The following is a 25545-nucleotide window of genomic DNA, read 5'->3' on the forward strand; positions in this document are numbered from 1 at the left end:
GTGCGCGTGGGAGACCCGCTCCGGCGAACGGGGCCCTACGCGCGCGTGGCGTTGCGCAGCCTCAGGGAGCCACTACGACGCCCGACCCGCCGGCGAAGGCACGTCTCGCGACGCCTCATGGGTCACGGTCACGGGGGCATGGGTCACGGGTCTACGGGTCATGCGGCACGGGGAATCGCCGACACGCTGCACCGAAGCGACCGAACCACCGGTCGTGGCCCACGGCCCCTCTCCCGCCTAGTCCTGCCGTGAGGGGCGCGCTCCGGCCCTGTATCCCCGCCCCTCGAAGGCTCTCTGCCCGAAATCCCGCCCCGCAAAGGGCGGTCGAGATCGGCCACCCGTGCGGCAACCTGCCGCGGCGACCTACGGGCGAGCTCCGGACTCCGGCGACGAAGGACGACGAAGGAGGAGGGACTCGGGTGGCATCGGCGGAATCCTGGAGAAGGTGATCTCCAACCTCGCGCCGAGACGGCACCAGCCACCTCGGCCGAACGTCCACCGTTCGAAGCCCTCGCAGCCCTCGCAGCCCTCGCAGCGAGCCCCTCAGCCGGAAGACCGACCGGGCGCCCCGGCCTCCGACCGGGGCCCCGCCCGACCGAAGGACCTAGCGGCGACCGCGGTCACCGACCGCGCACACCCCACCGGCACAATCACGGCATGCATCTGACCTCTGTCGTCCTCGTCGCCCTCATGGCGCTGCTGCACGTCTACATCCTGGTCCTGGAGATGTTCCTGTGGCAGCGCGGCCCGGGCCGCCGCTTCTCCGGCTTCGACGCCGAGTTGGCGCGCACCACCGCGCCGCTGGCGGCCAACCAGGGTCTCTACAACGGATTCCTCGCCGCGGGGCTGGTCTGGGGCCTGATCGCCGACGATCCGACCGGATACCGCGTCCAGATCTTCTTCCTGTCCTGCATCGTCGTCGCGGGCGTCTACGGCGCGGCCACCGCCAACCGCCGCATCCTCTTCGCCCAGGCCCTCCCCGCAGCAGTGACCCTCGCCACGGTTCTCGCAGCCGGCTGAGGACAGCGCCGTGGCTTGAGAGCTTCATCACAGGTCACGGCCGCCGAGGAGGCGTACCGATGCCGTGAGGTCACACCGTGTCGAATGCAACACCGCACAACGAGAAGAGGCGGCATCGTGATTACGATGCCGCCTCTTCGACGGTGCGCGAGGGGGGAGTTGAACCCCCACGCCCTTGCGGGCACTGGAACCTGAATCCAGCGCGTCTGCCTATTCCGCCACCCGCGCATTGGGTGTGTCCTCGGGCTCTTCCCTTGCGGTCCGGCGCCTTCCGACACGCAGAACATTAGCACGCCGTCCAGGGTGGATTCACATCCCTTATCCCCAGGCAGCCGCCGTGCAGCGGGCATGCGCAGGCCGTGCGGATGCCCTGCGGCGGCCGTACAGTCGCCCACCAGCACGGTCGGGACGGCCCGCCCCGGACCGGGCCGAGAAGGGGTGCCCCGCGCTCCGTATCAACGAGAACCTGTTCACGTATCAACCTCGTACCGGTAACGCGCATCTCCCCAGGAGCCGGTCGGGGTCCACAGTCAGGTGCGGGACACTGGTCTCCGGCCGCCTCTACGATCCATGGCAAGACTGTGTCCGTGAGGCGTTCGAAGGGGAGCTCCACAGGGAACTTCGAGGGCGTCGACACCTGTCGACCGGGCCGACAGGGGGAACCAGCCGATTCACCGGCGCGTGGATACGATCAGTAAGCAGTACCAGGTAAGGCAGTGCCCGCCCGGCGGGAAAAAGGACGAAGCAGGCAACGGAGGAGGTGCCCCATGGGAGTCCTGAAGAAGTTCGAGCAGCGTCTCGAAGGTCTGGTCAACGGCACCTTCGCCAAGGTGTTCAAGTCCGAGGTCCAGCCCGTGGAGATCGCGGGAGCGCTCCAGCGCGAGTGCGACAACAACGCGACCATCTGGAACCGCGACCGCACGGTCGTCCCCAATGACTTCATCGTGGAGCTCAGCGCCCCGGACCACGAGCGTCTGAGCCCATACTCCGGCCAGCTCGGCGACGAGCTCGCCGGCATGGTCCGCGACTACGCCAAGCAGCAGCGCTACACCTTCATGGGCCCGATCAAGGTCCACCTGGAGAAGGCCGAAGACCTCGACACCGGCCTGTACCGCGTACGCAGCCGCACGCTCGCCGGCTCCGCCGACCAGCAGGGCGGCCAGCCCGCCCCGGCACCCGTCGCCCCGGCCGGGCGGCCCGGTGCCAGCGGTGGCGCCCAGGGCGGCTACGGCTACCCGCCGGCCGCCGCACCCGCGGGCGCCCCGCCCATGCCGGCCGCGCCGCCGCCCGGCGGCCGCCCCGGCGGCTACGGCTACCCGCAGCCCGCGGGCGGCCAGCGACCCCCCGCCGCGCCCGCGGCCGGCGGTCGCACCCGCTACTGGATCGAGATCAACGGCACCCGCCATCAGATCTCCCGCGCGACGCTGGTGCTGGGCCGCAGCACCGACGCCGACGTGCGGATCGACGACCCCGGCGTCTCCCGCCGGCACTGTGAGATCCGGACCGGAACGCCCTCGACGATCGCGGATCTCGGGTCCACCAACGGCATCGTGGTGGACGGGCAGCACACCACCCGCGCTACGCTCCGCGACGGCTCGCGGATCGTCGTGGGCAGCACCACCATCATTTACCGGCAAGCCGAAGGGTGAAGCGGGGGCAATGTCAGAGCTGACCCTCACGGTCATGCGGCTGGGTTTCCTGGCCGTCCTGTGGCTGTTCGTGATCGTGGCCGTGCAGGTCATCCGCAGCGACCTGTTCGGTACGCGCGTCACACAGCGCGGATCGCGTCGCGAGGCCGCACGGCCGCAGCAGGCCGCACGGCAGGCGGCGACCCCGCCGCAGCAGCGCGGCCAGCAGGGCGGCGGCGGCCGCCAGCGCCGTAACGCCCCCTCCAAGCTGGTCGTGTCCGAAGGCACCCTCACCGGCACCACCGTCGCGCTCCAGGGCCAGACCATCACCCTGGGCCGAGCGCACGACAGCACGATCGTGCTGGACGACGACTACGCCTCCAGCCGGCATGCCAGGATCTACCCGGACCGCGACGGCCAGTGGATCGTCGAGGACCTGGGCTCCACCAACGGCACGTACCTCGACCGAACGCGGCTCACGACCCCGACACCGATTCCGCTGGGCGCGCCGATCCGCATCGGCAAGACCGTCATCGAGCTGCGGAAGTAGTACGACAATGAGCGAGCGGAGCGAGCACGCAGTGGCGGCCCCCACCAGGGGCCCCGGCGCGCTCCCGACCGGAGGGTGGGCACCGTGCGGATGTACCCGGAGCCGACGGGCGAGGTGCGCATGAGTCTGTCACTGCGCTTCGCCGCCGGATCGCACAAAGGCATGATCCGGGAGGGCAACGAGGACTCCGGATACGCCGGACCCCGCCTGCTCGCCATCGCCGACGGCATGGGCGGCGCCGCCGCGGGCGAGGTCGCCTCCTCCGAGGCGATCTCCACCATCGTCGCCCTCGACGACGACGTCCCCGGCTCCGACATCCTCACCTCGCTCGGTACGGCCGTGCAGCGCGCCAACGACCAGCTGCGCGGGATGGTCGACGAGGACCCGCAGCTGGAGGGCATGGGCACCACGCTCACGGCCCTGCTGTGGACCGGACAGCGCCTCGGCCTCGTCCACGTCGGCGACTCGCGCGCGTACCTGCTCCGCGACGGCGTGCTGACGCAGATCACGCAGGACCACACCTGGGTGCAGCGCCTCGTCGACGAGGGCCGCATCACCGAGGAAGAAGCGACCACGCATCCGCAGCGGTCCCTCCTCATGCGCGCGCTGGGCAGCGGCGACCACGTCGAGCCCGACCTCTCCATCCGTGAAGTCCGCGCCGGCGACCGGTACCTGATCTGCTCCGACGGCCTCTCCGGCGTGGTGTCCCACCAGACCCTGGAGGACACCCTCGCCAGCTACCAGGGCCCCCAGGAGACCGTCCAGGAGCTCATCCAGCTGGCGCTGCGCGGCGGCGGCCCCGACAACATCACCGTGATCATCGCCGACGTCCTCGACCTGGACACCGGCGACACCCTGGCCGGGCAGCTGTCCGACACTCCGGTCGTGGTCGGCGCGGTCGCCGAGAACCAGCAGCACCACCTGCACGACAACGGCATCATGCAGACCCCCGCCGGCCGCGCCTCCGGGCTCGGCCGTCAGGTGCCCGGCCAGGGCGGTGGAGGCGGCGAGTTCGGCCCGCCCGGCTCCGGCGACACCACCGGCTACGTACCTGCGGGCGGCTTCGGCGACTACACCGACGACGACTTCGTCAAGCCCCGCAAGGGCCGTACGTGGCTGAAGAGATCCTTCTACTCGGCCCTCGCCCTCGCCGTCATCGGCGGCGGTCTGTACGGCGGCTGGCGCTGGACGCAGACCCAGTACTACGTCGGCACCAACGAGGAACACGTCGCCCTGTATCGCGGGATCAGCCAGGACCTGGCCTGGGTCTCGCTCTCGAAGGTGGAGAAGGATCACCCCGAGATCGAACTCAAGTACCTGCCGCCGTACCAGCAGAAGCTCGTCGAGGGGACCATCACCGAGGGCGGCCTCAAGGACGCCCAGGCGAAGATCGACGAGCTGGCGCTGCAGGCCTCCGCGTGCAAGAAGCGGTCCGAGCAGCAGGCCGCGCAGAGCGAGCAGAACTCCAAGACGGGCGAGGGCGAGGCCGGAGGCACCACGGGAACCACCCGTACCTCCCTTACGTCCAAGGCGACACCGACGCCGAATCCGTCGGCGTCCACCAAGTCCCCGCCCCCGTCCACCTCCACCTCCCCGACACCGACTGCGACGCCAAACCCCGGCCCCACTCTCTCGGAGGAAGAGCAGAAGGTCGTCTCGAACTGCGGTACGCAGTAGGCAAGCCGTGAGAGGCCCCGTCACACGATGAGCAGTACTTCGAACTCGCCGACGCATCACACGTCCACGATCGGCGCGATCGGCGCGCCGAGCAGGCGCAACACCGAGCTCGCGTTGCTGGTGTTCGCGGTTGCCATTCCGGTGTTCGCCTATGCCAACGTGGGGCTGGCGATCAATGACCAGGTACCGGCCGGTCTTCTGAGCTACGGAATCGGCCTCGGCCTGCTGGCCGGCATCGGCCATCTCGCCGTACGGAAGTTCGCGCCTTACGCCGACCCCCTGATGCTGCCGCTGGCCACGCTGCTGAACGGCATCGGCCTGGTAGTGATCTGGCGTCTGGACCAGTCGGAGAAACTCCAGCAGAGCAAGACCTTCGTCGAGGCGGCACCGCGCCAGTTGCTGTACTCCGCGATGGGCGTCGCGCTGCTGGTGGCCGTGCTGATCTTCCTCAAGGACCACCGGGTCCTGCAGCGCTACACGTACATCTCCATGGCCGCCGCGCTGTTCCTGCTCCTCCTGCCGCTCGTACCAGGGCTCGGCGCGGACGTGTACGGCGCCAAGATCTGGATCAAGATCCCCGGTCTCGGCACGCTCCAACCCGGCGAGTTCGCGAAAATCATTCTCGCTGTCTTCTTCGCCGGCTATCTCATGGTCAAGAGAGACGCCCTGGCCCTGGCCAGCCGCCGCTTCATGGGCTTGTATCTGCCGCGCGGCCGCGACCTCGGTCCGATCCTCGTCGTCTGGGTGATCTCGATCCTCATCCTGGTCTTCGAGACCGACCTCGGTACGTCGCTGCTGTTCTTCGGAATGTTCGTCATCATGCTGTACGTCGCCACCGAGCGGACCAGCTGGATCGTCTTCGGTCTGCTGATGTCCGCGGTCGGCGCCGTCGGTGTGGCGAGCTTCGAGCCGCACATCCAGACGCGTGTGCAGGCCTGGCTCGACCCGGCGCGCGAGTTCGCGCTCTCCCGCTCCGGCGTCCAGGACGGCATCGTCCACTCCGAGCAGGCCATGCAGGCCCTATGGGCGTTCGGTTCCGGTGGCACCCTCGGCACCGGCCTCGGCCAGGGCAACTCCGACCTCATCGGCTTCGCCGCCAACTCCGACTTCATCCTCGCCACCTTCGGCGAGGAGCTGGGTCTGGCCGGCGTCATGGCGATCCTGCTGGTCTACGGGCTGATCGTCGAGCGCGGTGTGCGCACGGCACTCGCGGCCCGCGACCCGTTCGGCAAGCTGCTGGCCGTCGGCCTGTCCGGCGCCTTCGCCCTCCAGGTCTTCGTCGTGGCCGGCGGTGTGATGGGCCTCATCCCGCTGACCGGTATGACGCTGCCGTTCGTGGCGTACGGCGGTTCCTCCGTCATCGCCAACTGGGCTCTGATCGGCATCCTGCTGCGCATCAGCGACACCGCACGCCGCCCGGCGCCCGCCCCCGCGCCCAATCCCGACGCCGAGATGACCCAGGTGGTCCGTCCGTGAACAAGCCCCTACGCCGGATCGCGATCTTCTGCGGACTTCTGGTCCTGGCGCTTCTCATCCGCGACAACTGGATCCAGTACGTCCAGGCCGACGAGCTCAGGACCGACAAGAACAACCGCCGCGTCGTCATCGAGCGCTACGGCACACCCCGCGGCGACATAATCGTCGACGGCAAGGCCATCACCGGCTCGGACGAGACCTCGGGCAGCGACTTCAAGTTCAAGCGCACCTATACGAACGGCCCCATGTGGGCGCCCGTCACCGGATACGCCTCGCAGGCTTTCGGTGCCACCCAGCTGGAGTCCATCGAGGACGGCATCCTCACCGGCAACGACGACCGGCTGTTCTTCCGCAACACCCTCGACATGCTCACGGGCAAGGAGAAGGAGGGTGGAAACGTCGTCACCACCCTCAGCGGCGCCGCGCAGAAGGCCGCGTACAACGGTCTGAAGAAACAGGGCGCCAAGGGCGCCGTCGCGGCCATCGAGCCGTCGACCGGCAAGATCCTGGCGCTGGCCTCCTACCCGTCGTACGACCCCTCGTCCTTCGCCGGCAACTCCACGACGACCGACACCGACGCGTGGCAGAAGCTCCAGAAGAAGAACAACCCGGACGACCCGATGCTCAACCGGGCGCTGCGCGAGGTCTACCCGCCGGGCTCGACCTTCAAGGTCGTCACCGCCGCCGCGGCCCTGGAGCACGGCCTGTACACGGACGCCGACGAGAAGACGAAGTCGCCGGACCCGTGGGTCATGGAGGGCACCACCACCAAGCTGCCGAACGAGGGCAACATCCCCTGCAAGGACGCGACCCTGAGGGTCGCCCTGCAGTACTCCTGCAACACCGTCTTCGGCAAGGTCGGCTCGGACCTCGGCAACGACAAGATGCTGGAGACGGCCAAGAAGTTCGGCTTCACCGAGGAGCAGTTCACGCCGGTCCGCACCAGCGCGTCGATCTTCTCCGACAACATGAACCCCTCGCAGACGGCACTGTCCTCCATCGGCCAGTTCAACACCGCCACCACCCCGCTGCAGATGGCCATGGTCGCCTCGGCCGTCGCCAACGACGGCACGCTGATGAAGCCGTACATGGTCGACGAGATCCAGACCAACAATCTCGACCCGCTCGAGAAGACCGACCCCGAGGAGATGAGCAAGCCGCTCTCCCCGGCGAACGCTCAGATCCTGCAGTCGATGATGGAGACGGTCGTCCAGGACGGCACCGGTAAGAAGGCGCAGATCGAGGGCTTCAAGGTCGGCGGCAAGACCGGTACCGCCCAGCACGGTGTGGACAACAGCGAGAACCCCTACGCGTGGTTCATCTCCTACGCCAAGCTCAGCGACAACAGCTCGCCGGTGGCCGTGGCCGTGGTGATCGAGGACGAGAAGGCGGTCCGCGACGACATCTCCGGCGGCGGTCTCGCGGCCCCCATCGCCAAGAGCGTGATGGAGGCGGTCATCGACAGCAAGAAGTGACCCCGCTCACGTCCCCTTCACATCGGTGCACGTTGCGATACCGGTCCTGTATCGGGTTACGGGCTTGGCCAGGTCACACAAGATGAGCCGGGTACGGTATGCCCGGACGGCACACCTCCGCACCCACAAGGGTGACGGCGGGACCGACGGAGAGGGCTGGTAGGTAGCTATGGAAGAGCCGCGTCGCCTCGGCGGCCGGTACGAGCTGGGCCAGGTGCTCGGCCGTGGTGGCATGGCGGAGGTATACCTCGCGCATGACACCCGGCTCGGCCGCACCGTGGCGGTGAAGACGCTGCGCGCGGACCTGGCGCGCGATCCGTCTTTCCAGGCCCGGTTCCGCCGGGAGGCCCAGTCGGCCGCCTCGCTCAACCATCCCGCGATCGTGGCGGTCTACGACACGGGCGAGGACTACATCGACAACGTGTCGATCCCGTACATCGTCATGGAGTACGTCGACGGTTCCACGCTTCGTGAGTTGCTTCACAGCGGCCGCAAGCTGCTGCCGGAGCGCGCCATGGAGATGACCATCGGCATCCTCCAGGGCCTGGAGTACGCGCACCGCAACGGCATCGTCCACCGCGACATCAAGCCGGCGAACGTCATGCTGACGCGCAACGGCCAGGTCAAGGTGATGGACTTCGGCATCGCCCGCGCCATGGGCGACTCCGGCATGACGATGACGCAGACCGCGGCCGTGATCGGCACCGCCCAGTACCTCTCGCCGGAGCAGGCGAAGGGCGAGCAGGTGGACGCCCGCTCGGACCTGTACTCCACCGGCTGCCTGCTGTACGAGCTCCTCACGGTGCGGCCCCCCTTCGTAGGCGACTCCCCGGTCGCGGTCGCGTACCAGCACGTACGGGAAGAGCCGCAGGCGCCCTCGGTCTTCGACCCGGAGATCACGCCCGAGATGGACGCGATCGTCCTGAAGGCGCTGACGAAGGACCCGAACTACCGCTACCAGTCGGCCGACGAGATGCGCGCCGACATCGAGGCATGCCTCGACGGCCAGCCGGTCGCCGCCACGGCGGCCATGGGCTCGGTGGGCTACGGCGGCTACCCGGACGACCAGCCGACCACGGCCTTGCGCTCCGCCGACGGCGGCGCCACGACGATGCTGCCGCCCATGAACCCGGACGACGGCGGCTACGGCTACGACGACCGCCCGGACCGACGCCGCCAGCAGAAGAAGTCCAACACCTCGACGATCCTGCTGGTCGTCGCGGCTGTGCTGGTCCTCGTGGGCGCGGTCCTGATCGGCCGGTGGGTGTTCAGCGGCGACGGCGTCGGGAACAGCACGGTGGCCGTGCCCAACCTGGTCAACCAGTCCCAGAAGGACGCCGAGAGTTTGCTGACGAACAGCGACCTCAAGGTGGGCGAGGTCACGAAGAAGCCGTGCGAGACCCAGCCCGCGGGCAAGATCTGCGATCAGAACCCCGACCCCAAGACCACTGTCGACAAGAACTCCTCGGTCGATCTGGTGGTGTCGACGGGTGCGCCGAAGGTCACGGTGCCGAGCGTGATCGGGCTGGATCTGGACGAAGCGAAGACCAAGCTCGAAGGCGACGACTACCAGTTGGTGGTCAAGACGAAGTTCCGAGAGTCCTCGGATGAGGCAAACAATGTCCTCGATCAGGACCCGGTGAAGGGCGAGGAAGTCGAGAAGGGCTCGACGATCACCCTCACCGTCGCCAAGGAGGAGGAGAAGTCCACCGTCCCGGACGTCCTCGGCAAGACCTGTGACGAGGCCAAGGCGCAGATGACGGCCAACAACCTGGTCGGCACCTGCACCGAGGTGGAGACCCAGGACCCGAACCAGGTCGGCAAGGTCATCGCAACCTCGCCGGAGGCTGGCAGCGACGCCAACAAGAACTCCACCGTGACCATCCAGATCGGCAAGGCAGCCGAGCAGGAGCAGGTGGCCGTGCCGACCGTGACCCAGCTGTCCCTCAAGGACGCCAAGAAGGCGCTCCAGGACGCGGGTCTGGCCGTGGGCAACATCCAGGGTGCCCAGGACGACAACGCCATCGTCTTCACCCAAGACCCCCAGCCGAACACCCAGGTCGCCAAGGGCACAGCGGTCAACCTGGTCGCCGTGCCCGGCCAGGGCGGCAACAACGGCGGCGGCGACAACGGCGGGATCTTCGGCGGCGTGACGGGAACGTCGGCCCGCACGGAGGACTGACCCCCGGTATCAAAGGCTGAGCCCCGGTGCCCCGAACAGGGCACCGGGGCTCAGTCATATCCATCCCGGTCCGGCAACGAACAGCCGAAGGGGGCTGCCGCTAACGCAGCTCCTCCGGCACCGTCCGCTCCGCATCCACCTTCTCCACCCGCTCCAACTCCCCCCACACCACATACCGGTACCGGCTCGTGTACACCGGCGTGCACGTCGTCAGCGTGATGTAGTGCCCCGCCTTCGTCTTGCCCGATTCCTTCGGGATGGCGGAGAGGACCTTGACGTTGTACTTCGAGGTCTCGGGGAGGACGGCGTAGACCTTGTAGACGTACCAGTCACCCTTCGTCTCGAAGACGATCGGGTCGCCCTTCTTGATCTTGTGGATGTTGTGGAACTCCGCGCCATGGCCGTCGCGATGGGCGGCGACGGAGAAGTTGCCCTTCTTGCCCGAGGTCGGCAGCGTCGCCTTGACGGGGTCGGTGTAGTAGCCGGCGACGCCGTCGTTGAGGATCTTCGACGTCGTGCCCTTCTCGACCAGGATGTCGTCGCCGCTCATCGTCGGCACGTGCAGGAAGCCGATGCCGTTCTTGGAGTCGAACTCGGCGGGACGGCCGGAGTCCTCGTCCTCGTGGGCCCAGATGTCACGGACCTTGTCGGCCTGTTTGTCCGCCGCGCGGTCGGCGACGACGTTCGTCCACCACAGGGAGTAGGCGACGAACAGGCCCAGCACCAGGCCCGCCGTGATCAGGAGTTCGCCGAAGACGCTGACCGCCGTCGCGATCCGGCCCCTGCCGCGGCGGCGTGCCGGGGGGCGCGGTGCTGCGGGGGCGGCCGTCTGCTCTTCGGTGCCGTCGGTGGTCGCTGCCACTTTTTCATCTGCCTTTAACTGACGAGCGCATCCGGCTTGCCCTTGCTGCGCGGCCGTTCCTCGACCATCTTGCCCCAGACGATCATCCGGTACTTGCTGGTGAACTCCGGCGTACACGTGGTGAGTGTGATGTAGCGGCCCGGCCCGGTGAAGCCCGACCCCGGTGGAACCGGTTCCAGCACGCTCACGTTGCTCGGCGACGTCACCGGCAGGATCGACGCCATCTTGTAGACGTAGTACTTGTCCTGCGTCTCCACGACCATCTCGTCGCCCTGTGCGAGCCGGTTGATGTACCGGAACGGTTCACCATGGGTGTTGCGGTGCCCGGCGAGCGCGAAGTTGCCGGTCTTGGCATCCGGCATCGCCGTCTTCAGCTTGCCCTCGGCGTAGTGGCCGACCATGCCCCGGTCGAGCACCTTCTTGTTGCTGATGCCCTCGGCGATCGGGACGACGACGTCCAGCTTCGGGATGTGCAGGATGGCGAAGCCCTGCCCCGGCTGGAAGGTCCCCGGGTTGCGCTTGCCGCTCGCCCAGTCGTTCTGGAGGCTGCTGGCTTCCTTGTCCGCCTGGGCGTGCGCCCGGACGTTCGTCCACCACAGCTGGTAGCTCACGAACAGCAGCATCAGCACGCCGGTGGTGATGAACACCTCGCCGATCGCCCGGCTGGCGAGGACGCCCGGGCTGGGCTTGCGTGCCCTTGCCTGTCTGCGGGCCTCCAGGCGCGAGAGGGGGGCCTGAGAGGATTCCGAGCCCGTCTGGGCGGACTCCGACGCCGCGTGGGAGCCGCCGTGCCGCCCATGACGCCGCTTGGCGGCCTTTCTGCGGGCCGCACGGCCGCCTGTCGGGGTTCCTGTGGCGGAAGCTGCGGAAGAGGCGGCAGAAGCCGCTACGCGGCCGGCGAGGGGCGGCGGATCCGGTACCCGCAGGGCCACCGTCTCGTCGTCCGCGGGCGGTATGTACGGCTCTGCATACGGTTCTTCGTACGGCTGCCGGGCCGCAGCGGCCCCCTCGGCGCCGTACCCCTCGGTGCCGGGGTGCTGCGTGCCGTACCCGTCGGTGCCGTAGGTGTATCCGCCGCCGTAGCCGTCGGCGCCGTACGCCTCGGCGCCCGGCCCGTGCGCCTGACCCTGAGTGACGTGGTCCTCCCCGCCGTACCGCTCCCCGAGCGCACCCGACGCCCCGTACGGCTGCTGCCCGTACGAGGTGCCCTGGTCGCCGACACCGCCGTAGGAGTCCGTGAAGGACTCCCCGTACGAGGCGCCGGACTCGCGCTCGGGGCGCAGCGCGGTCACGCCGTGGCCCTGCCCACCACCGGGGCGAGCCCCGTCGACCTCGCCACCGCGCCCTGGTCGCCGCACTCCACCAGCCAGTTGGCCAGCATCCGGTGCCCGTGCTCGGTCAGCACGGACTCGGGGTGGAACTGCACGCCCTCGACCGGAAGTTCACGATGACGCAGGCCCATGATGATGCCGTCGTGCGTGCGCGCGGTGACCTCGAGGTCGGCCGGCACCGTCTCGGGCTCGGCGGCCAGCGAGTGGTAGCGGGTCGCGGTGAAGGGCGTCGGCAGGCCCGCGAAGACGCCCTGGCCCTCGTGCTCGACCAGCGAGGTCTTGCCGTGCAGCAGCTCGGGCGCTCGGTCGACGACACCGCCGTACGCCACCTGCATCGACTGCATGCCGAGACAGACGCCGAAGACGGGCACCCCGGTCGAGGCGCAGTGGCGCACCATCTCGATGCAGACCCCGGCCTCCTCGGGAGTGCCCGGGCCCGGCGACAGCAGGACACCGTCGAAGCCGTCCTGCGCGTGTGCCGTCGACACCTCGTCGTTACGCAGGACCTCGCACTCGGCGCCCAGCTGGTAGAGGTACTGGACCAGGTTGAAGACGAAGCTGTCGTAGTTGTCCACGACGAGAATGCGCGCGCTCACTGGTTGTCCACCGTCACATCGTTGAAGGGCAGGAGCGGTTCGGCCCACGGGAAGACGTAGTTGAACAGGACGTAGACCACGGCCACGACCAGAGCGAGCGAGAGCAGCGCCCTCACCCACGCGTTCCCCGGCAGATGCCGCCAGATCCAGCCGTACATGCCGTCCCTTCCGTCGCACCACGGCACCAGACTCACGCCGTACAGCCACCAGACTAACGGCGCAACGCCTCCGGTTTCCCGGCCTCCACAGGCTGGGTGGAGTCGAGATGGGCCCACACGATCAGCCGGTGACTGTGACCCCACTCGGGATCGCACGTGGTCAGGGTCAGATACCGGCCTTCACGCGTGTACCCCGACTTACGGGGCACAGGGTCAATCACCTCAATGTCGGTGGGCACGGTTTTGTAAGGGCCTTTGTCGATCCGGTACGTGAACCAGGTCGTACCGTCCGTCAGCACCACCGCATCGCCGGCCCGCAGCCTCGGGAAGTCCTTGAAGGGGTCGCCGTACGTGCGCCGATGGCCGGCGACCGAGAAGTTGCCCTTCTGACCGAGCTGGGCGGTGCGCGCGTAGTGGCCGAGGCCCTTCTTGAGGGTCTTGGTGGCGGTGCCTTCGAGTACCGGCTTGTTCCACGTGAAACCAAGGCGCGGGATGTACATGATCGCGAAGGGCTTGTCCGCGGTGTACGGGGCGGGCTTCGGCGGACTCGTGGTCGCGCCCGGAGTCGTATCGGCGCCCGGACCTGCCGGACCGCCGGGGGCCGCGGCCGTCGGGCGTACCGCCCCTTGCGCCCACTGGTCCTGTAACTGACTGATCTGGTCGTCCATGACGTTGTCGGCCTTCACGCCGGTCCAGAACAGTACATAGATGACGAAGAGGACGATCACGGTGCCGACTGTGATGCACAGTTCGCTGACGGTCCTGACGACGACACGCACCGGCAGCTCCAGAGAGGGGCTCACTCACTCCACGGGCTTGGCGTACTGCAGATCCACTGTGCCCGAGTAACCCGGCAGAGTCACCGTCCCGTCCTCGGTGACTTTCCAGCCGAGGCCGTAGACATTGACGTACACCATGTAGTTCTGGATCGCCGTCGAGGCCGCGAGCGCCTGCTGCATCTTCTCCGGATCACCGACCGCCGTGATCTTGTACGGCGGTGAGTAGACCCGGCCCTGGAGGATCAGGGTGTTGCCGACGCAGCGGACCGCGCTGGTGGAGATCAGCCGCTGGTCCATGACCTTGATGCCCTTGGCGCCGCTCTGCCACAGCGCGTTCACCACGGCCTGGAGGTCCTGCTGGTGAATGACCAGGTAGTCGGGCTGCGGCTCGGGATAACCGGGGAGCTTGGCAGTGGCGTCCGGCGGGGCGTCGTTGAGCGTGACCGAGATCGCCTCGCCCGTCAGCTTCTGCGTGCCCGCGTTCTGCTCCAACGCGGCCAGCTTGTCGTCCTCGGCCTTGGTGCTGCCGTCGTCGCGCTCGGCCAGGCCTTCCACATCGTCCTGCAGAGCCGCGTTGGACTCGCCCAGCTCGCCGTTCTTGTGGCTGCGCTCGTGGATCAGGTCCGAGAGCTTCAGCAGCGAGGCGTCCGTGCGGATATTGGTGCCCTTGGCCGTGTCGAAGCTGGTGAAGAAAATGAGCCCGGCGAGAGCGAAAACGGCCGCGGTCAGCACCCGCACCGGCCGGAATCGGCCGCGTACAGGGCTGGATCCAGCCCCGGGGGAGTCGGCAGAATTGCTCAACGTACCCTTATCTCCTTCGGCGCCGCGGAAGCACTACGCTAACGGACGCCCGGGGGAGCAATCAGAGTCCCCTTGTACGCTGCCCCGAGCCAGCCACAGTTCCCTGCGCGGCCACGCAGCGCATCGACAGGAGAGACCCTCGTGCCGAAGTCACGTATCCGCAAGAAGGCCGACTACACGCCGCCGCCGTCGAAGCAGACGACCGCGATCAAGCTGAACAGCCGCGCCTGGGTCGCGCCCGTGATGCTGGCCATGTTCCTCATCGGCCTCGCCTGGATCGTCGTCTTCTATGTGACCGACGGTTCGCTGCCCCTCGATGCGCTGGGCAACTGGAACATCGTCGTGGGCTTCGGCTTCATCGCCGCCGGCTTCGGTGTCTCCACTCAGTGGAAGTAGCGGTCGAGGCGGCAGCCTCGGCGGCAGCCCCAGCGGCGGACGACGAGACAGTCGACGTGGCAGTCGACATGGCGGCCACTTCACGGTGAACAGAGTTCTGCCCAGGACTATCCGCTGAGTTATCCACAGCCTTGCAGCAATTTCCACAAGCTGACTGGGGAAAAGACGACGATCTGTGGATAACCCATCGGGGGTTGACGCCGGTATGACAGCCACACCGGTCACCTGAAGAGCTCTCGAACGCACGTACGCCCCCTGTCTGACCTGCGGAAACGTAGGGCTTGGACAGGGGGCGAAGCTGTTCCCACACCGTGCGCACAAGATCCACCACACGCTGTGGACAACAGCGCCGCTCACGTGGATAACGCCGTGGCTCAGGTGAGCTGGAGCGTTCTCAGCACGGTCATCAGCACCACCGCGGCCAGGACCAGCGCACATGTGCCGTACTGCACCAGCGCCCGGCGCTCGCGTGGGGCGTGGACCATGGCGTAGCCGATGACGACGCCGGCGACGAGGCCGCCGATGTGGGCCTGCCAGGCGATGTTGCTCCACCCGAAGGTGAAGATCAGGTTGATCACCAGCAGGGCGATGATCGGCCGCATGTCGTACTGGAGTCGCCGCATCAGGATGGCGGTGGCGCCGAAGAGGCCGAAGATGGCGCCGGACGCACCGAGCGAGGCCGTGGTCGGGCCGGCCAACAGGTAGGTGAGGGCGCTGCCCGCGAGGCCCGAGCAGAAGTAGAGCGCGATGTAGCGGGCACGGCCGAGGGCGGCTTCCAGGGGGCCGCCCAGCCACCACAGGCTCAGCATGTTGAAGGCGAAGTGCCAGATGGCCTCATGCGCGAACATCGAGGTCACCAGGCGGTACCACTGGCCTTCGGCGACGCCCTCGGTGGGGTTGAAGGGGGCGGGGGGCCAGGCGCCGATGAGGACGAGGTCGTTCAGGAGCGCGGTGCTGGTCTGTACAGCGATGAAGACGGCGAGGTTGATCCCGATGAGGATCTTGGTGAGCAGGCGCGGGTCGGCCGCGATGGTGCCGCCTGCGATGGTGCGGGGGCGGGCGGCGTCAGGGGCGTGTCCGGTGCCGGAGCCGCCGCGGACGCAGTCGGGGCACTGGAAGCCGACGGAGGCGCTGACCATGCATTCCGGGCAGATGGGGCGCTCGCAGCGGGTGCAGCGGATGCCGGTCTCGCGGTCCGGGTGGCGGTAGCAGACGGGCAGGCTCTGCGCGTCCTGCGGGCTGCCTGCCGGCTGGTCCATGAGGGTCCCCTAGGTCGTCGTACGCGATGCACGTCCTCATACATCGCCCCGCTCATCCTTACGGACGAGCGGGGCGATTGGTTCCCTGCGGGAGGTGTCGGACCCGGCCTCAGCGGGTCTCGACGACGACCGACTCGATGACGACGTCGTTGAGCGGGCGGTCGGTGCGGGGGTTGGTCTGGACGCTCGCGATGGCGTCGACGACCTTCTGGCTGGCCGGGTCGACGACCTCGCCGAAGATGGTGTGCTTGCGGTTCAGCCAGGTCGTCGGGGAGACCGTGACGAAGAACTGCGAGCCGTTGGTGCCCGGTCCGGCGTTGGCCATCGCCAGCAGGTACGGCCTGTCGAAGGAGAGGTCCGGGTGGAACTCGTCCTGGAACTGGTAGCCGGGGCCACCGGTGCCATTGCCCAGGGGGTCACCGCCCTGGATCATGAAGCCGCTGATGACCCGGTGGAAGACCGTGCCGTCGTAGAGCTTGGCCGCGGACTTCTCACCAGTGGTGGGGTTCGTCCACTCCCGCTCGCCCTTGGCGAGTTCGACGAAGTTCTTGACCGTGATCGGCGCGTGATTCGGGAGGAGCCGGACCTCGATGTCGCCTTGGTTGGTCTTCAGGGTGGCGTAGAGCTGCTCGGCCACGATCTGCCTTCCGTTGTCTTCCTGTGACCCCACGATCCTCGCACGTACGGCGACATCCGTCCCCCAGCGCTCGTTCACCGGTACGCAACCGGGCGGATTGCTTGCAGAAAACCCGACGAGTCGGTCCGTGGCGGGGGCGCGACGCGGAGAACCGTGGCATTGTCGACGACAAGCCACCGTTGCCCCGCATTGGTCCGTTATCGCACTTGATCAAGCTTATGGGCACCCATATGCCCGCCCTCACATGCCGGGCAGCGTTCTGACAGGCATGATCCGTAAAAGTGTGGAAAGTCGAATTACCGTACGCCACCGTGGAGGAGGAACCCGTGACCCGCATCGACAGCGTGCGCGCCGCGACCGGCTCGGCGAAGGACAGCGTGCTGCACGCCGCGGAAGTGGTGGCGCCCTACGCCGACACCGCCAAGGACAGGGCCACGCACTACGCGCACGAGGCACGCGTACGGCTCGCGCCGAAGGTGACGCAGGCCACCGAGCAGGCCCGCGCCCAGGCCCGGCTTCAGTACGGCGTGTATGTCGCGCCGCGCTTGGAGCAGGCCCTTGCCCATGTGCCGCCGGGCGTCGACAACGCCGCGCATGAAGCCGCCGTCCGTACCCGTAAGGCTGCCCGTCAGGCCGCCGACTACTCCCGGCCGAGGCTTGAGCAGGCAGTGGCCGCGGCCGGGCCCGTCAGGGACGAGGCCACCGCGCGCGGCTTGGCCGCCGTTGCCGCGCTGCGCGGCCAGGTCTCGCCGAAGGAGATCGAGAAGCTCGTCCGCAGGCATGAGCGGCGCGCCAGGGCCGGCCGTGCCATGAAGGTGCTGGCGGTGCTCGGCGCCCTCGCTGGCGGAGCTTTCGCCGCGTGGAAGTGGTGGGACAAGCAGGCCAACCCGGACTGGCTGGTCGAGCCTCCCGCCGCGACCGAGGTCCCCGAGTCGAACCGTCTCACTTCGGTGGACGGCAGTGGTGCCCTCGATCCCGAGGTCGAGGCGAAGGAAGCCGAGGAGGAGGCCGCCCGCCGCGACGACGGCCGGTAGGGCGAGGGTCGGTGAGACGAGGACCGGTGAGGTGAAGGCCGGCTACGGCCGGGATATTGAACTGCGCTGTGGGGCGGGAGACTTGAGGGCCTCCAGCCCAACGGCGATGTTTCACGTGAAACGCCGGTCACGTCCGCCGGCGCGACGGTAGGGGGGCGAGCCTGCGGCCACGCCGCACGGTGTCCTGCGCCACCGGTTCCGGTGTGGCCAGGGCGCGTATTCGGTCGGCGAAGTCGGGGTCCGGCAACGGAAGGTCCAGGTCGTCGTCGACGTAGGCAACGGCGGCGGGGATGTAGTGCAGGACGGCGTTGACGGGGTCGGGGACGGGTGAGCAGTCGGGTTTGAGCGCGCGCAGGACGCGGAGGGTAGTGCTGATCTCGTCCTGGGGTTCCGGACCGGATTCCTCGATGCGGATGGCGGCATCCACCCCGACGGTGGCCTCGCCGTGCGGGTCGTCCATCTCAGGCCGGACGCTGCGGGCGTACCGCGCGTGCTGCGTCTGCCACCAGTCGGCGACGCCGGGTTCGCCCAGGGCGCGGTGGTGCAGATAGAGGCAGTAGCTGGCAGCGGAGTCACCGGCGCCCGCGGCGTACTGCCACCAGAAGCGTGCCGACTCCTCCCGCGCACAGAGCTGAAGCATGCAGCCGAGGACACGGGCTCCCGGAGGTTGGGGAAGCGCTCGGGCGAGGAACTCCTCAAGATCAGCGAGAGCGTCGGTGTGGGTGATGACCGTCTCGCAGAGGGTCTGAAGATCGTCGGCGGCGGAGCGCTCGTCGGCCGGTGGAGCCTGGCCTTGCGCGATCGGCGGGACCTGGCCGGCGGTGCCGTCTGCCGGGCTCGGGTCGATTGGGTTCAGGAAGGAGGCGGCACGCGCGGACAGGCGTACGGCAGCCGCCTCTATGGCTGCCTGGCCGTAGGGCGGCCGGAGAAGGCGGGCCCGGCCGAGCAGCTCGTCAAGGGGCGATGTCATCGGCATTCCCTCCGTCAACCTGCCCTCCGTCGGCCTGCCCTTCGCCGGCCTGTCCTTCTTGGGCCTGCCCTTCCGCGCCCGTACAGGGCTCGGCATCCGTACGGGATTCCGCGAGGCTCTTCTTCACGCCATACGCGTGCTGGAGGCGCCGTTTGGCGTGGCGGACCGTGGAGCGAACGCCGGCCGGGGTGATACCGAGAGCGGCGGCTATCTCGACCGCGCTGTAGCCGAGCCCGAAGTGCAGGAGAACCACGTCCATCTGACGCGGCGGCAGCTGGCCGATCTCCGCGTAGAGGTTGAGGCTTTCCTCGAGTTGGCTGATGGGGTCCACGGCCCGGTTCAACGCCACGGTCTCGAAGGCCTCGCCGATGAGGGCCGGGCGGCGGTCGCGGGTGCGGGAGTGGTCGATGGTGCTGTTCTTGAGCACGCGCCAGGCGTACGCGGCGGGGTTCTCCTTGGAGAGCACGGTGCTCCACGCCTTCAACAGCTGCTCGAAAGCGGCGTCGACCGCTTCCTCGGCGTCGTGCCAGTTACCCAGCCTGGACTTGGCCCAATTGACATACAGCGGCCGGTACATCTGGTGGAAGGCCTCGAAGTCCAGCGGCAGTTTCTTCATGCGCGGGGCGCGAGGGGCTTGGCTCGGCAGGTCCTGATTCACGACGCCTGCCCCTCGTGGTGTGAGTCCTTGGCGCCCTCGGGGAGGTCGCGCCTCATCTCGCTGATGCCCGCCCGTACTCCGGCCGCGGCCAGCCGACGCAACAGAACGACCGCGTCACGGCCGAACACCCGTAGGGCGAGCGCCGCCAGGATCACCTCACCGGCAATGTCCATCGTCACTGTGCTGTTGTGCCTTCCTGATGCAAGGCGAGGCCGCTCAGCACCCCCGGTGGGCCTCGGGACGGCGCGTGTTTACGCCCTCCGCCCACGATGACGTTTGCAACGGCCCGTGTGTGCAAGTCCCGCACAGATTTTCTTAACGGAGCGCAGCCCTCTGATTACGCCATCACGTTCACGCCAGCTCACACGCGGCCTCCCCGCCCGAGCCCGCCACCCTGGCGCCACGTCCGCCACCTGCGCACCGACCTCGCGGGATCCACTGATCCGACACATTTGCGCAAACGTCTGCAACGACCTCAGAGCCCGCCACGTGACACACGTCACTCAGGGCTTCGCGCCCGTAGGAGGTCGCAGGGCATACAAAAACCGGCCAGAGGCGACGAGGCATCTGACCGGTCCGGAGTGTGGAGCCTAGGGGAGTCGAACCCCTGACATCTGCCATGCAAAGACAGCGCTCTACCAACTGAGCTAAGGCCCCGGAAGGGGAGCAACCAACCGGAAGAACCACGTACCGGCGGGCGCCGCAGACCAGAGTACCGGGTCGCCCCCCGTATCTCGCAAAAAGATTGGGGGTCCCGATGAACGACCACTCTCCGTAAGATGCTCGGCGTGGTTCGCGACAGCGAACCGCGGTTTTGGGGAAGCGATGGGGAGACGCAATGGACGCCGCACAGCAGGAAGCCACCGCAAGAGCGCGGGATCTGCAGCGGAACTGGTACGGGGAGCCGCTGGGGACGCTCTTCCGTAAGCTCATCGACGATCTTGGTCTCAACCAGGCTCGTCTTGCGGGGGTACTGGGACTGTCCGCACCGATGCTGTCGCAGCTGATGAGCGGCCAGCGGGCGAAGATCGGCAATCCCGCAGTGGTCCAGCGGGTGCAGCTGCTGCAGGACCTGGCGGGGCAGGTCGCGGACGGCAGCGTGAGCGCGGCGGAGGCCACCGAGCGCATGGAAGAGATCAAGAAGTCGCAGGGGGGTTCGGTGCTGAGCAACACGACGCAGACGACGAGCAGTTCGGGCGCGCCCACGGTCAAGCGGGTGGTCCGTGAGATCCAGTCTCTGCTGCGCTCGGTGGCGGCAGCCGGAGACATCATCGACGCCGCCGACACCCTCGCCCCCACCCACCCGGAACTGGCAGAGTTCCTCCGGGTGTACGGCGCCGGCCGCACGTCCGACGCGGTCACGCACTACCAGTCCCACCAGAACTGACCCTGAGGCCCGGTCGCCGAAGGGGGTTCGGCAACCGGGCCGACGGCCCACGTCCTGAGCGGGCACGGGGGCGCGGCGGGAGTGTCCCTCGCCGTGGCTGGGCGAGAAGGGGAGTCAGCGAGGGGGAGTCGTATCGCTCGTCGAGGGGGAAGCAGGGGGGTAGTCGAAGGGGGAGGAGCGACGCACAGCCATGGGTGAGGTCTTCGCCGGCCGGTACGAACTGGTCGACCCGATCGGACGCGGAGGCGTCGGCGCCGTCTGGCGTGCCTGGGACCACCGCCGCCGCCGGTATGTGGCCGCCAAGGTGCTGCAGCAGAGCGACGCGCACTCGCTGCTGCGGTTCGTCCGCGAACAGGCCCTCCGGATCGATCACCCCCATGTGCTCGCGCCCGCCAGCTGGGCTGCCGACGACGACAAGGTCCTGTTCACCATGGACCTGGTGGCCGGCGGTTCGCTGGTCCATCTCATCGGGGACTACGGCCCCTTGCCGCCCCCCTTCGTCTGCACACTCCTGGACCAGCTCCTCGCGGGGCTGGCCGCGGTGCACGCGGAGGGCGTCGTCCACCGCGACATCAAGCCCGCCAACCTGCTCCTCGAAGCAACCGGCACCGCCCGCCCGCGCCTGCGTCTGTCCGACTTCGGTATCGCCATGCGTCTCGGTGAGCCACGCCTGACCGAGACCAACCTTGTGGTGGGGACTCCCGGTTATCTCGCGCCCGAGCAACTCATGGGCTCGGAACCGGACTTCCCCGCCGACCTGTTCGCCGTAGGGCTGGTCGCCCTGTATCTACTGGAGGGCGCCAAGCCTGACGTCAAGGCGCTCGTCCAGTACTTCACCGCGCATGGAACTCCCGGTGCGCCCAAGGGCATTCCCGAACCGCTGTGGCAGGTCGTGGCCTCGCTGCTGCAGCCGGATCCGCACGCGCGGTTCCGCACGGCAACAGGGGCGCGCAAGGCCCTCGCCTCGGCCGCCGAACTGCTGCCGGAGCCCGGCCCTGACGACGAGCTCATCGAGATCTTCGACCAAATCGGGCCGCTGCCACCGGGGTTCGGTCCGGACGGGCCGTTCAAACGGGCACCTGGCGTCGAGGAGAGCACGGGGAGCACGGGGAGCCCGCTCCAGGTCGGCGCGGACGCGACCCCGGGCTCTGCAGGGACCGCGAACACCGGCTCCGTGTCCGCGCCTTCCGGCACCGGGTCGATGGCGAGCGGCACCGGATACGCAGCCACTGGCACCGGTACCGGCACCGGATTGGGCGCCGCCCGGAGCGATCCGCGCCAAGGCGTGGCGGGACCGACCCCACCTTCGGCTTCGGCTTCCGCCTCGACTTCGGCCTCCGCTTCGGACGTCACACCGTCCCAGGCCCGGCCCGCACCGCACGCCGCCCCCCACCTGGGCCCCCAATCGTCGGCCGCCTTCCCGGGCGCCCAGCAGCCGTCCACCCCATCGCAGCCCAGCGACTGGAGCGACGGAGACAGGGACAGGCAGGACGGGCGCCTCACCATGTCGGACACCGGTAGCTTCCACCTGCCACCCCCTCAGGCCACGTCCTCCTCGCTCCGGACTCACACGCCCCCGCCACAGCCGCACCCGGCACAGGGCCACGGTCAGGCACAGGGTCAGGGCCAGAGCCTGAGTCAGGGACAGGAGGAGTCCGGCCAGGCCCGCGGCCGGCGAGAGAGCGGCCAAGCACCACACGGGGCGCAGCATCACGCGCCCCACGTCTCCCCCTACGACACCACCCATGTCCTGTCCTCCCCCCACCCGCACACACCGCAGTACCCGTCTCAGCCCCCGACGCCGGTGCAACCCCAACGCGTCGATGCCTCTACTGCTTCGTACACCGCTCAGAGCCCGCAGGTTCCACCTTCGGCGCCCCCAGTTCCGCAGCCGCACCGCCGTGGCGGCCACCGCGCCGGCCGCCGTGCAGCCCACGGCATCGCGCGCCGCCCCGGTCCGCCTGCCAAGGTGGCGATCCCGCTCCTGCTGCTGGCTCTGGCCTGTTACGCCGTGGGTTTCTGGGCGCTGACGCGCGTCTGAGGCTGCTCAGGCCGCTGAGAGCGGCTGAGGCGGCTGAGGCGGCTGAGGCGGCTGAGGCGGCTGAGGCACCAAAGGACGCCGACCGTCCCCCGGCCCCACTGGGCTTCACACGCCCTAGACCCACCCAATAGGCAGCGAACCTACAAGCCCGCCCCGCGCACCCGTCCGACGGGCCCCCGCCCCTACAGAGCCCCGACCCTCCTCCGAGCCACCACCATCCACACCCCCAGCACCCCCAGCACCACCGTCCCCGCCCCGATCCCGCTCACCGCGAGCACGGCCATCGCAGCGTCACCGTCGCCCGCGGCCCCGCTTTCCGCAGCGGCCTCCGGGTCGCCTGCCCCGACCTGAAAGAGGCCGGGCGGCTCGGACTCCCCTGCATAGCCGGGACCTGACTCCGCCGAACCCCCCACCCGCACCCGCAGCGTCAGCGGGAGCGGCTCGTCGCCGTACTTCTCGGCCACCTCGGCGGCGAGGTGCACCACGAGGTAGTAGGAGCCGGCGAACCGCATGCCGTTGAGCCGCTTGGGCACGGCGTACCGGTTCTCGTACGCGACCGGCGGCAGGGGATCGATCTCGGCGGCCTTCTGACTGCCGTCGTAGTTGGTGTTCGTGTCGTCGACGAGGCCGCGTGCCGGGTTGTAGAGCGAGAGGTTGAGGGCACCGACCGCGGTGCCGCCGCCGGCCGAGCTGCCCAGTTCGGCAGTGGCGTACAGCTGGCGTCCCCAGGTCAGCGGCACCTTGTAGAAGAACGTCCGGCCGGGCTCGATGTCGGCGCTCCAGACCCCCTCACCGACGGACGCCGCCGAGGCGAAGCCGGAGCCGCCCTCGCGGCGCACACCCTCGCCGGTGAGCGGGGCGGGTGAGGCGGAGTCCCACGCCTCAGGGGCACTCGTCGCGCCGGACTGCTCCAGGGACGGCTCGGAGGCGGTGAAGAGCTCCAGGTCCCAGGGGTCCGGCGCGGAACTCGCCGTACCGACGCGCTCGACGACCACGTAGTAGGTGCCCGCGGTCTCGCAACGAGGACGGTTGGCGGAGATCTCACGTGCCGCCCACGCCGCGAGGGGCCGTGGGCTGTGGACGGTGCCGAAGCGCTCGGAGTCGAAGGAGCAGGAGCCGCCGTCGGCGTCCTGCATGGAGACCCTGATGCCGTCGTTCGCGGAGACGGTGCTGCCGACGGCGGGGATCGCGGTCGCGGAGACGTAGGTGTCAGAGGTGGCGTCGAGGTCGAGGCGGTAGTAGAGCTTCCCGTCGCTCGGCAGGGAGCTCTTGTACGTCGCTCCGGGTGTGAGGCGTGCGGCATCCGCAGTGCCTGTCGCGCCCGCGACGGACCGGGCGTCCGGCGCGAAGGCGTACGGGCTGGGCGTGCCGGCCGCGAGAGCGGCCCCGCCCGGCAGTGCGGCAGTCGTACACAGCAGCAGGGCCCCTACGACGGTCACACGCGCGCGTGCCGACGAGTGATCGCGCCGCGTTCTCGCAACGCGCCGCACCCCCGCATCCCGCCGCACCCCCGCGCGGCGCCACCACGCCGTACGCCGCCGCCTCATCACGCGCCACCCCTCGCCGCCGCCGGACCATGGACTCGCCCATCCTGCCCAGCCCGGCCGCTCGGCACCCCCGCAATCCGTACGGCTGTCCGAAACGCCCGGCTCTAAGGCCTCCCGGCCACTCCCGCAACCCGAGCACACAAAACCCCGACCGCAACGGCGGCCGGGGTCTGTTCAGATTCCGAAGTGGTGGCTCACGAACCCGTGGGCACGGAGTCAGTCGCCTCCGTCCACAGATCCTGCTCGGCGCGATCCGCCTGGATCTGGCGGTACACGAGGAGCCCGCCGATGGCGGCCAGTGCGACCAGGAGAAGCTTCTTCACCGCGCGACCTCGTCTTTCCTTGACGTAGGGGACCTCTGGCGCCCGACTATACACACCGACCGATACCGATCGGTGACCTGCGTCAGGGCTCAACTGCCCTCCGAAACAGCGCAGTAGAAGCGGATCACGTCGCTCCGATCGGAGGGTGATCACATCCCAACAGACGGTGACTTCACTCCCGTTCCTCCGACTTTCAGCGCTCTTCCCATCTCTTGCGCCCATTCGAGTGGTGTTCATCTGAAGATCGACGCGTCATGGGCGTCGGTCCATGACTTCTCGGCCCCCATACACATCATGAGGAAAGTACGCAAATCGCCCAACCCGAAAGTGAGGGGCCATGACCAGGAACAAGGTCATGAACCTGTGGACCGCCATCGTCACCGCCTTCCTGGCGCTCTGCACGGCGCTCGGATTCGTCACGTCGACCTCCGCCGCGGCCGTACCGCACACCGAGACGTCACGCAAGAGCGGCAGCGACGACAGTGACCGCAGCGCGGAGCTGACAGTGCCTGCGATGCCAAACTGGGCCTGGTCCTACGCCAGAGCACTGCCCCCCACGATGAAGCAACGCATCCGGGCCGAGGCCCACGGCAAGACCCCCAGCTGCCGGCACCGACCGCTCACAGAAACCGAAGCGGAAGCGGCAGGCCCACCCTCGGCCCCCCGGGAGTGCGTCCACGCCGGCTCCCCGGCACAACCCCTCGTGCCACACCAGCGTTGAACCGACGGCCCAACCTGAGCCGTCACCCCCTGTCCCA

At 68.7% G+C, this 25545-nt stretch carries 25 protein-coding genes and 2 tRNA genes; 12 read left to right on the top strand and 15 right to left on the bottom strand.

From position 1 onward, the window contains the following. Window positions 1–657 precede the first annotated feature (657 nt). On the top strand, window positions 658–1020 hold the full coding sequence (locus tag OHT51_RS21145) for a DUF1304 domain-containing protein (protein WP_328880498.1): 363 nt from the start codon (window positions 658–660) through the stop codon (window positions 1018–1020). Between the two features lie 144 nt (window positions 1021–1164). Here OHT51_RS21145 and OHT51_RS21150 read toward each other — a convergent pair. Further along, window positions 1165–1248: transfer RNA gene (locus OHT51_RS21150), tRNA-Leu, on the bottom strand. 539 nt (window positions 1249–1787) lie between these two features. On the opposite strand from OHT51_RS21150, the gene OHT51_RS21155 reads away from it, so the two are divergent. From OHT51_RS21155 to pknB, 6 genes are all read left to right on the top strand, one after another. Continuing rightward, window positions 1788–2669, top strand: coding sequence for a DUF3662 and FHA domain-containing protein (locus tag OHT51_RS21155; protein WP_328880499.1), 882 nt, complete (start codon window positions 1788–1790; stop codon window positions 2667–2669). A gap of 10 nt (window positions 2670–2679) precedes the next feature. Then, the gene (locus OHT51_RS21160; RefSeq protein ID WP_328880500.1) at window positions 2680–3198 is read left to right on the top strand and encodes an FHA domain-containing protein FhaB/FipA; all 519 of its coding nucleotides are present in this window, start codon (window positions 2680–2682) and stop codon (window positions 3196–3198) included. Between the two features lie 90 nt (window positions 3199–3288). Further along, a complete protein-coding gene (locus OHT51_RS21165) occupies window positions 3289–4875 on the top strand; it encodes a Stp1/IreP family PP2C-type Ser/Thr phosphatase (RefSeq protein WP_328884388.1) in 1587 nt (528 codons plus the stop codon). 27 nt (window positions 4876–4902) lie between these two features. Then, the gene (locus OHT51_RS21170) at window positions 4903–6351 is read left to right on the top strand and encodes an FtsW/RodA/SpoVE family cell cycle protein (RefSeq protein ID WP_328880501.1); all 1449 of its coding nucleotides are present in this window, start codon (window positions 4903–4905) and stop codon (window positions 6349–6351) included. Then, entirely contained in the window at window positions 6348–7826 is a 1479-nt protein-coding gene (locus tag OHT51_RS21175; RefSeq protein ID WP_328880502.1) for a peptidoglycan D,D-transpeptidase FtsI family protein, read from the top strand. Before OHT51_RS21170 ends, OHT51_RS21175 begins: the two co-directional genes overlap by 4 nt. Window positions 7827–7995: 169 nt before the next feature. Then, window positions 7996–10008 (top strand): Stk1 family PASTA domain-containing Ser/Thr kinase, encoded by a 2013-nt coding sequence (gene pknB, locus OHT51_RS21180; RefSeq protein WP_328880503.1) that lies wholly within the window; start codon window positions 7996–7998, stop codon window positions 10006–10008. Between the two features lie 100 nt (window positions 10009–10108). On the opposite strand, the gene OHT51_RS21185 is transcribed toward pknB, so the two are convergent. The 6 genes from OHT51_RS21185 to OHT51_RS21210 are packed head-to-tail and all read right to left on the bottom strand — an operon-like array spanning window position 10109 to window position 14535. Next, window positions 10109–10870, bottom strand: coding sequence for a class E sortase (locus OHT51_RS21185; protein ID WP_328880504.1), 762 nt, complete (start codon window positions 10868–10870; stop codon window positions 10109–10111). Window positions 10871–10884: 14 nt separating this feature from the next. Then, window positions 10885–12162: a class E sortase gene (locus OHT51_RS21190; protein WP_328880505.1), complete on the bottom strand. Its 1278-nt coding sequence runs from the start codon at window positions 12160–12162 to the stop codon at window positions 10885–10887. Beyond that, window positions 12159–12797: an aminodeoxychorismate/anthranilate synthase component II gene (locus OHT51_RS21195; protein ID WP_328880506.1), complete on the bottom strand. Its 639-nt coding sequence runs from the start codon at window positions 12795–12797 to the stop codon at window positions 12159–12161. Before OHT51_RS21195 ends, OHT51_RS21190 begins: the two co-directional genes overlap by 4 nt. After that, window positions 12794–12991, bottom strand: a complete 198-nt coding sequence (locus OHT51_RS21200; protein ID WP_164905044.1) for a hypothetical protein — start codon at window positions 12989–12991, stop codon at window positions 12794–12796. The genes OHT51_RS21195 and OHT51_RS21200 overlap by 4 nt, the downstream gene beginning before the upstream one ends. Window positions 12992–13008: 17 nt before the next feature. Further along, window positions 13009–13734, bottom strand: a complete 726-nt coding sequence (locus OHT51_RS21205; RefSeq protein WP_328884389.1) for a class E sortase — start codon at window positions 13732–13734, stop codon at window positions 13009–13011. Between the two features lie 24 nt (window positions 13735–13758). Beyond that, window positions 13759–14535, bottom strand: a complete 777-nt coding sequence (locus tag OHT51_RS21210; RefSeq protein ID WP_328880507.1) for a DUF881 domain-containing protein — start codon at window positions 14533–14535, stop codon at window positions 13759–13761. Between the two features lie 141 nt (window positions 14536–14676). Between OHT51_RS21210 and crgA the strand changes: the two genes are divergently transcribed. Next, on the top strand, window positions 14677–14931 hold the full coding sequence (gene crgA, locus OHT51_RS21215; RefSeq protein ID WP_328425900.1) for a cell division protein CrgA: 255 nt from the start codon (window positions 14677–14679) through the stop codon (window positions 14929–14931). A gap of 374 nt (window positions 14932–15305) precedes the next feature. On the opposite strand, the gene OHT51_RS21220 is transcribed toward crgA, so the two are convergent. Together OHT51_RS21220 and OHT51_RS21225 are read right to left on the bottom strand one after the other, a co-directional pair. Beyond that, a complete protein-coding gene (locus OHT51_RS21220) occupies window positions 15306–16190 on the bottom strand; it encodes a rhomboid family intramembrane serine protease (RefSeq protein ID WP_328880508.1) in 885 nt (294 codons plus the stop codon). Window positions 16191–16299: 109 nt separating this feature from the next. Then, complete coding sequence (locus tag OHT51_RS21225) at window positions 16300–16827, bottom strand: peptidylprolyl isomerase (protein WP_328880509.1); 528 nt, start codon at window positions 16825–16827, stop codon at window positions 16300–16302. A gap of 326 nt (window positions 16828–17153) precedes the next feature. Between OHT51_RS21225 and OHT51_RS21230 the strand changes: the two genes are divergently transcribed. Beyond that, window positions 17154–17861, top strand: coding sequence for a DUF5324 family protein (locus OHT51_RS21230; RefSeq protein WP_328880510.1), 708 nt, complete (start codon window positions 17154–17156; stop codon window positions 17859–17861). 127 nt (window positions 17862–17988) lie between these two features. Here OHT51_RS21230 and OHT51_RS21235 read toward each other — a convergent pair whose 3' ends face one another. The 4 genes from OHT51_RS21235 to OHT51_RS21250 all read right to left on the bottom strand — a co-directional run bounded on the left by OHT51_RS21235 (window position 17989) and on the right by OHT51_RS21250 (window position 20146). Then, window positions 17989–18831: a hypothetical protein gene (locus OHT51_RS21235; RefSeq protein WP_328880511.1), complete on the bottom strand. Its 843-nt coding sequence runs from the start codon at window positions 18829–18831 to the stop codon at window positions 17989–17991. Further along, window positions 18815–19489 carry an RNA polymerase sigma factor gene (locus OHT51_RS21240; RefSeq protein ID WP_328880512.1) on the bottom strand — a complete coding sequence of 225 codons (675 nt, stop codon included), beginning with the start codon at window positions 19487–19489 and terminating at the stop codon, window positions 18815–18817. The genes OHT51_RS21235 and OHT51_RS21240 overlap by 17 nt, the downstream gene beginning before the upstream one ends. Further along, window positions 19486–19668 (bottom strand): hypothetical protein, encoded by a 183-nt coding sequence (locus OHT51_RS21245; RefSeq protein WP_328884625.1) that lies wholly within the window; start codon window positions 19666–19668, stop codon window positions 19486–19488. The genes OHT51_RS21240 and OHT51_RS21245 overlap by 4 nt, the downstream gene beginning before the upstream one ends. A gap of 405 nt (window positions 19669–20073) precedes the next feature. Next, a tRNA-Ala gene (locus OHT51_RS21250) sits at window positions 20074–20146 on the bottom strand. 181 nt (window positions 20147–20327) lie between these two features. Between OHT51_RS21250 and OHT51_RS21255 the strand changes: the two genes are divergently transcribed. Together OHT51_RS21255 and OHT51_RS21260 are read left to right on the top strand one after the other, a co-directional pair. Continuing rightward, window positions 20328–20876 carry a DNA-binding protein gene (locus tag OHT51_RS21255; RefSeq protein ID WP_328880513.1) on the top strand — a complete coding sequence of 183 codons (549 nt, stop codon included), beginning with the start codon at window positions 20328–20330 and terminating at the stop codon, window positions 20874–20876. 190 nt (window positions 20877–21066) lie between these two features. Further along, entirely contained in the window at window positions 21067–22917 is a 1851-nt protein-coding gene (locus tag OHT51_RS21260; protein WP_328880514.1) for a serine/threonine-protein kinase, read from the top strand. 182 nt (window positions 22918–23099) lie between these two features. Here OHT51_RS21260 and OHT51_RS21265 read toward each other — a convergent pair whose 3' ends face one another. Beyond that, complete coding sequence (locus tag OHT51_RS21265; RefSeq protein ID WP_443052720.1) at window positions 23100–24464, bottom strand: hypothetical protein; 1365 nt, start codon at window positions 24462–24464, stop codon at window positions 23100–23102. A 194-nt stretch (window positions 24465–24658) separates the two neighbouring features. Continuing rightward, complete coding sequence (locus OHT51_RS21270) at window positions 24659–24787, bottom strand: DLW-39 family protein (RefSeq protein ID WP_003999697.1); 129 nt, start codon at window positions 24785–24787, stop codon at window positions 24659–24661. Between the two features lie 337 nt (window positions 24788–25124). Between OHT51_RS21270 and OHT51_RS21275 the strand changes: the two genes are divergently transcribed. After that, window positions 25125–25508 (top strand): DUF6344 domain-containing protein, encoded by a 384-nt coding sequence (locus tag OHT51_RS21275; RefSeq protein ID WP_328880516.1) that lies wholly within the window; start codon window positions 25125–25127, stop codon window positions 25506–25508. The last annotated feature ends 37 nt before the right edge of the window (window positions 25509–25545 follow it).

It is taken from the genome of Streptomyces sp. NBC_00299 (assembly GCF_036173045.1).
In the GTDB taxonomy this organism is placed as follows: Bacteria; Actinomycetota; Actinomycetes; order Streptomycetales; family Streptomycetaceae; genus Streptomyces; species Streptomyces machairae.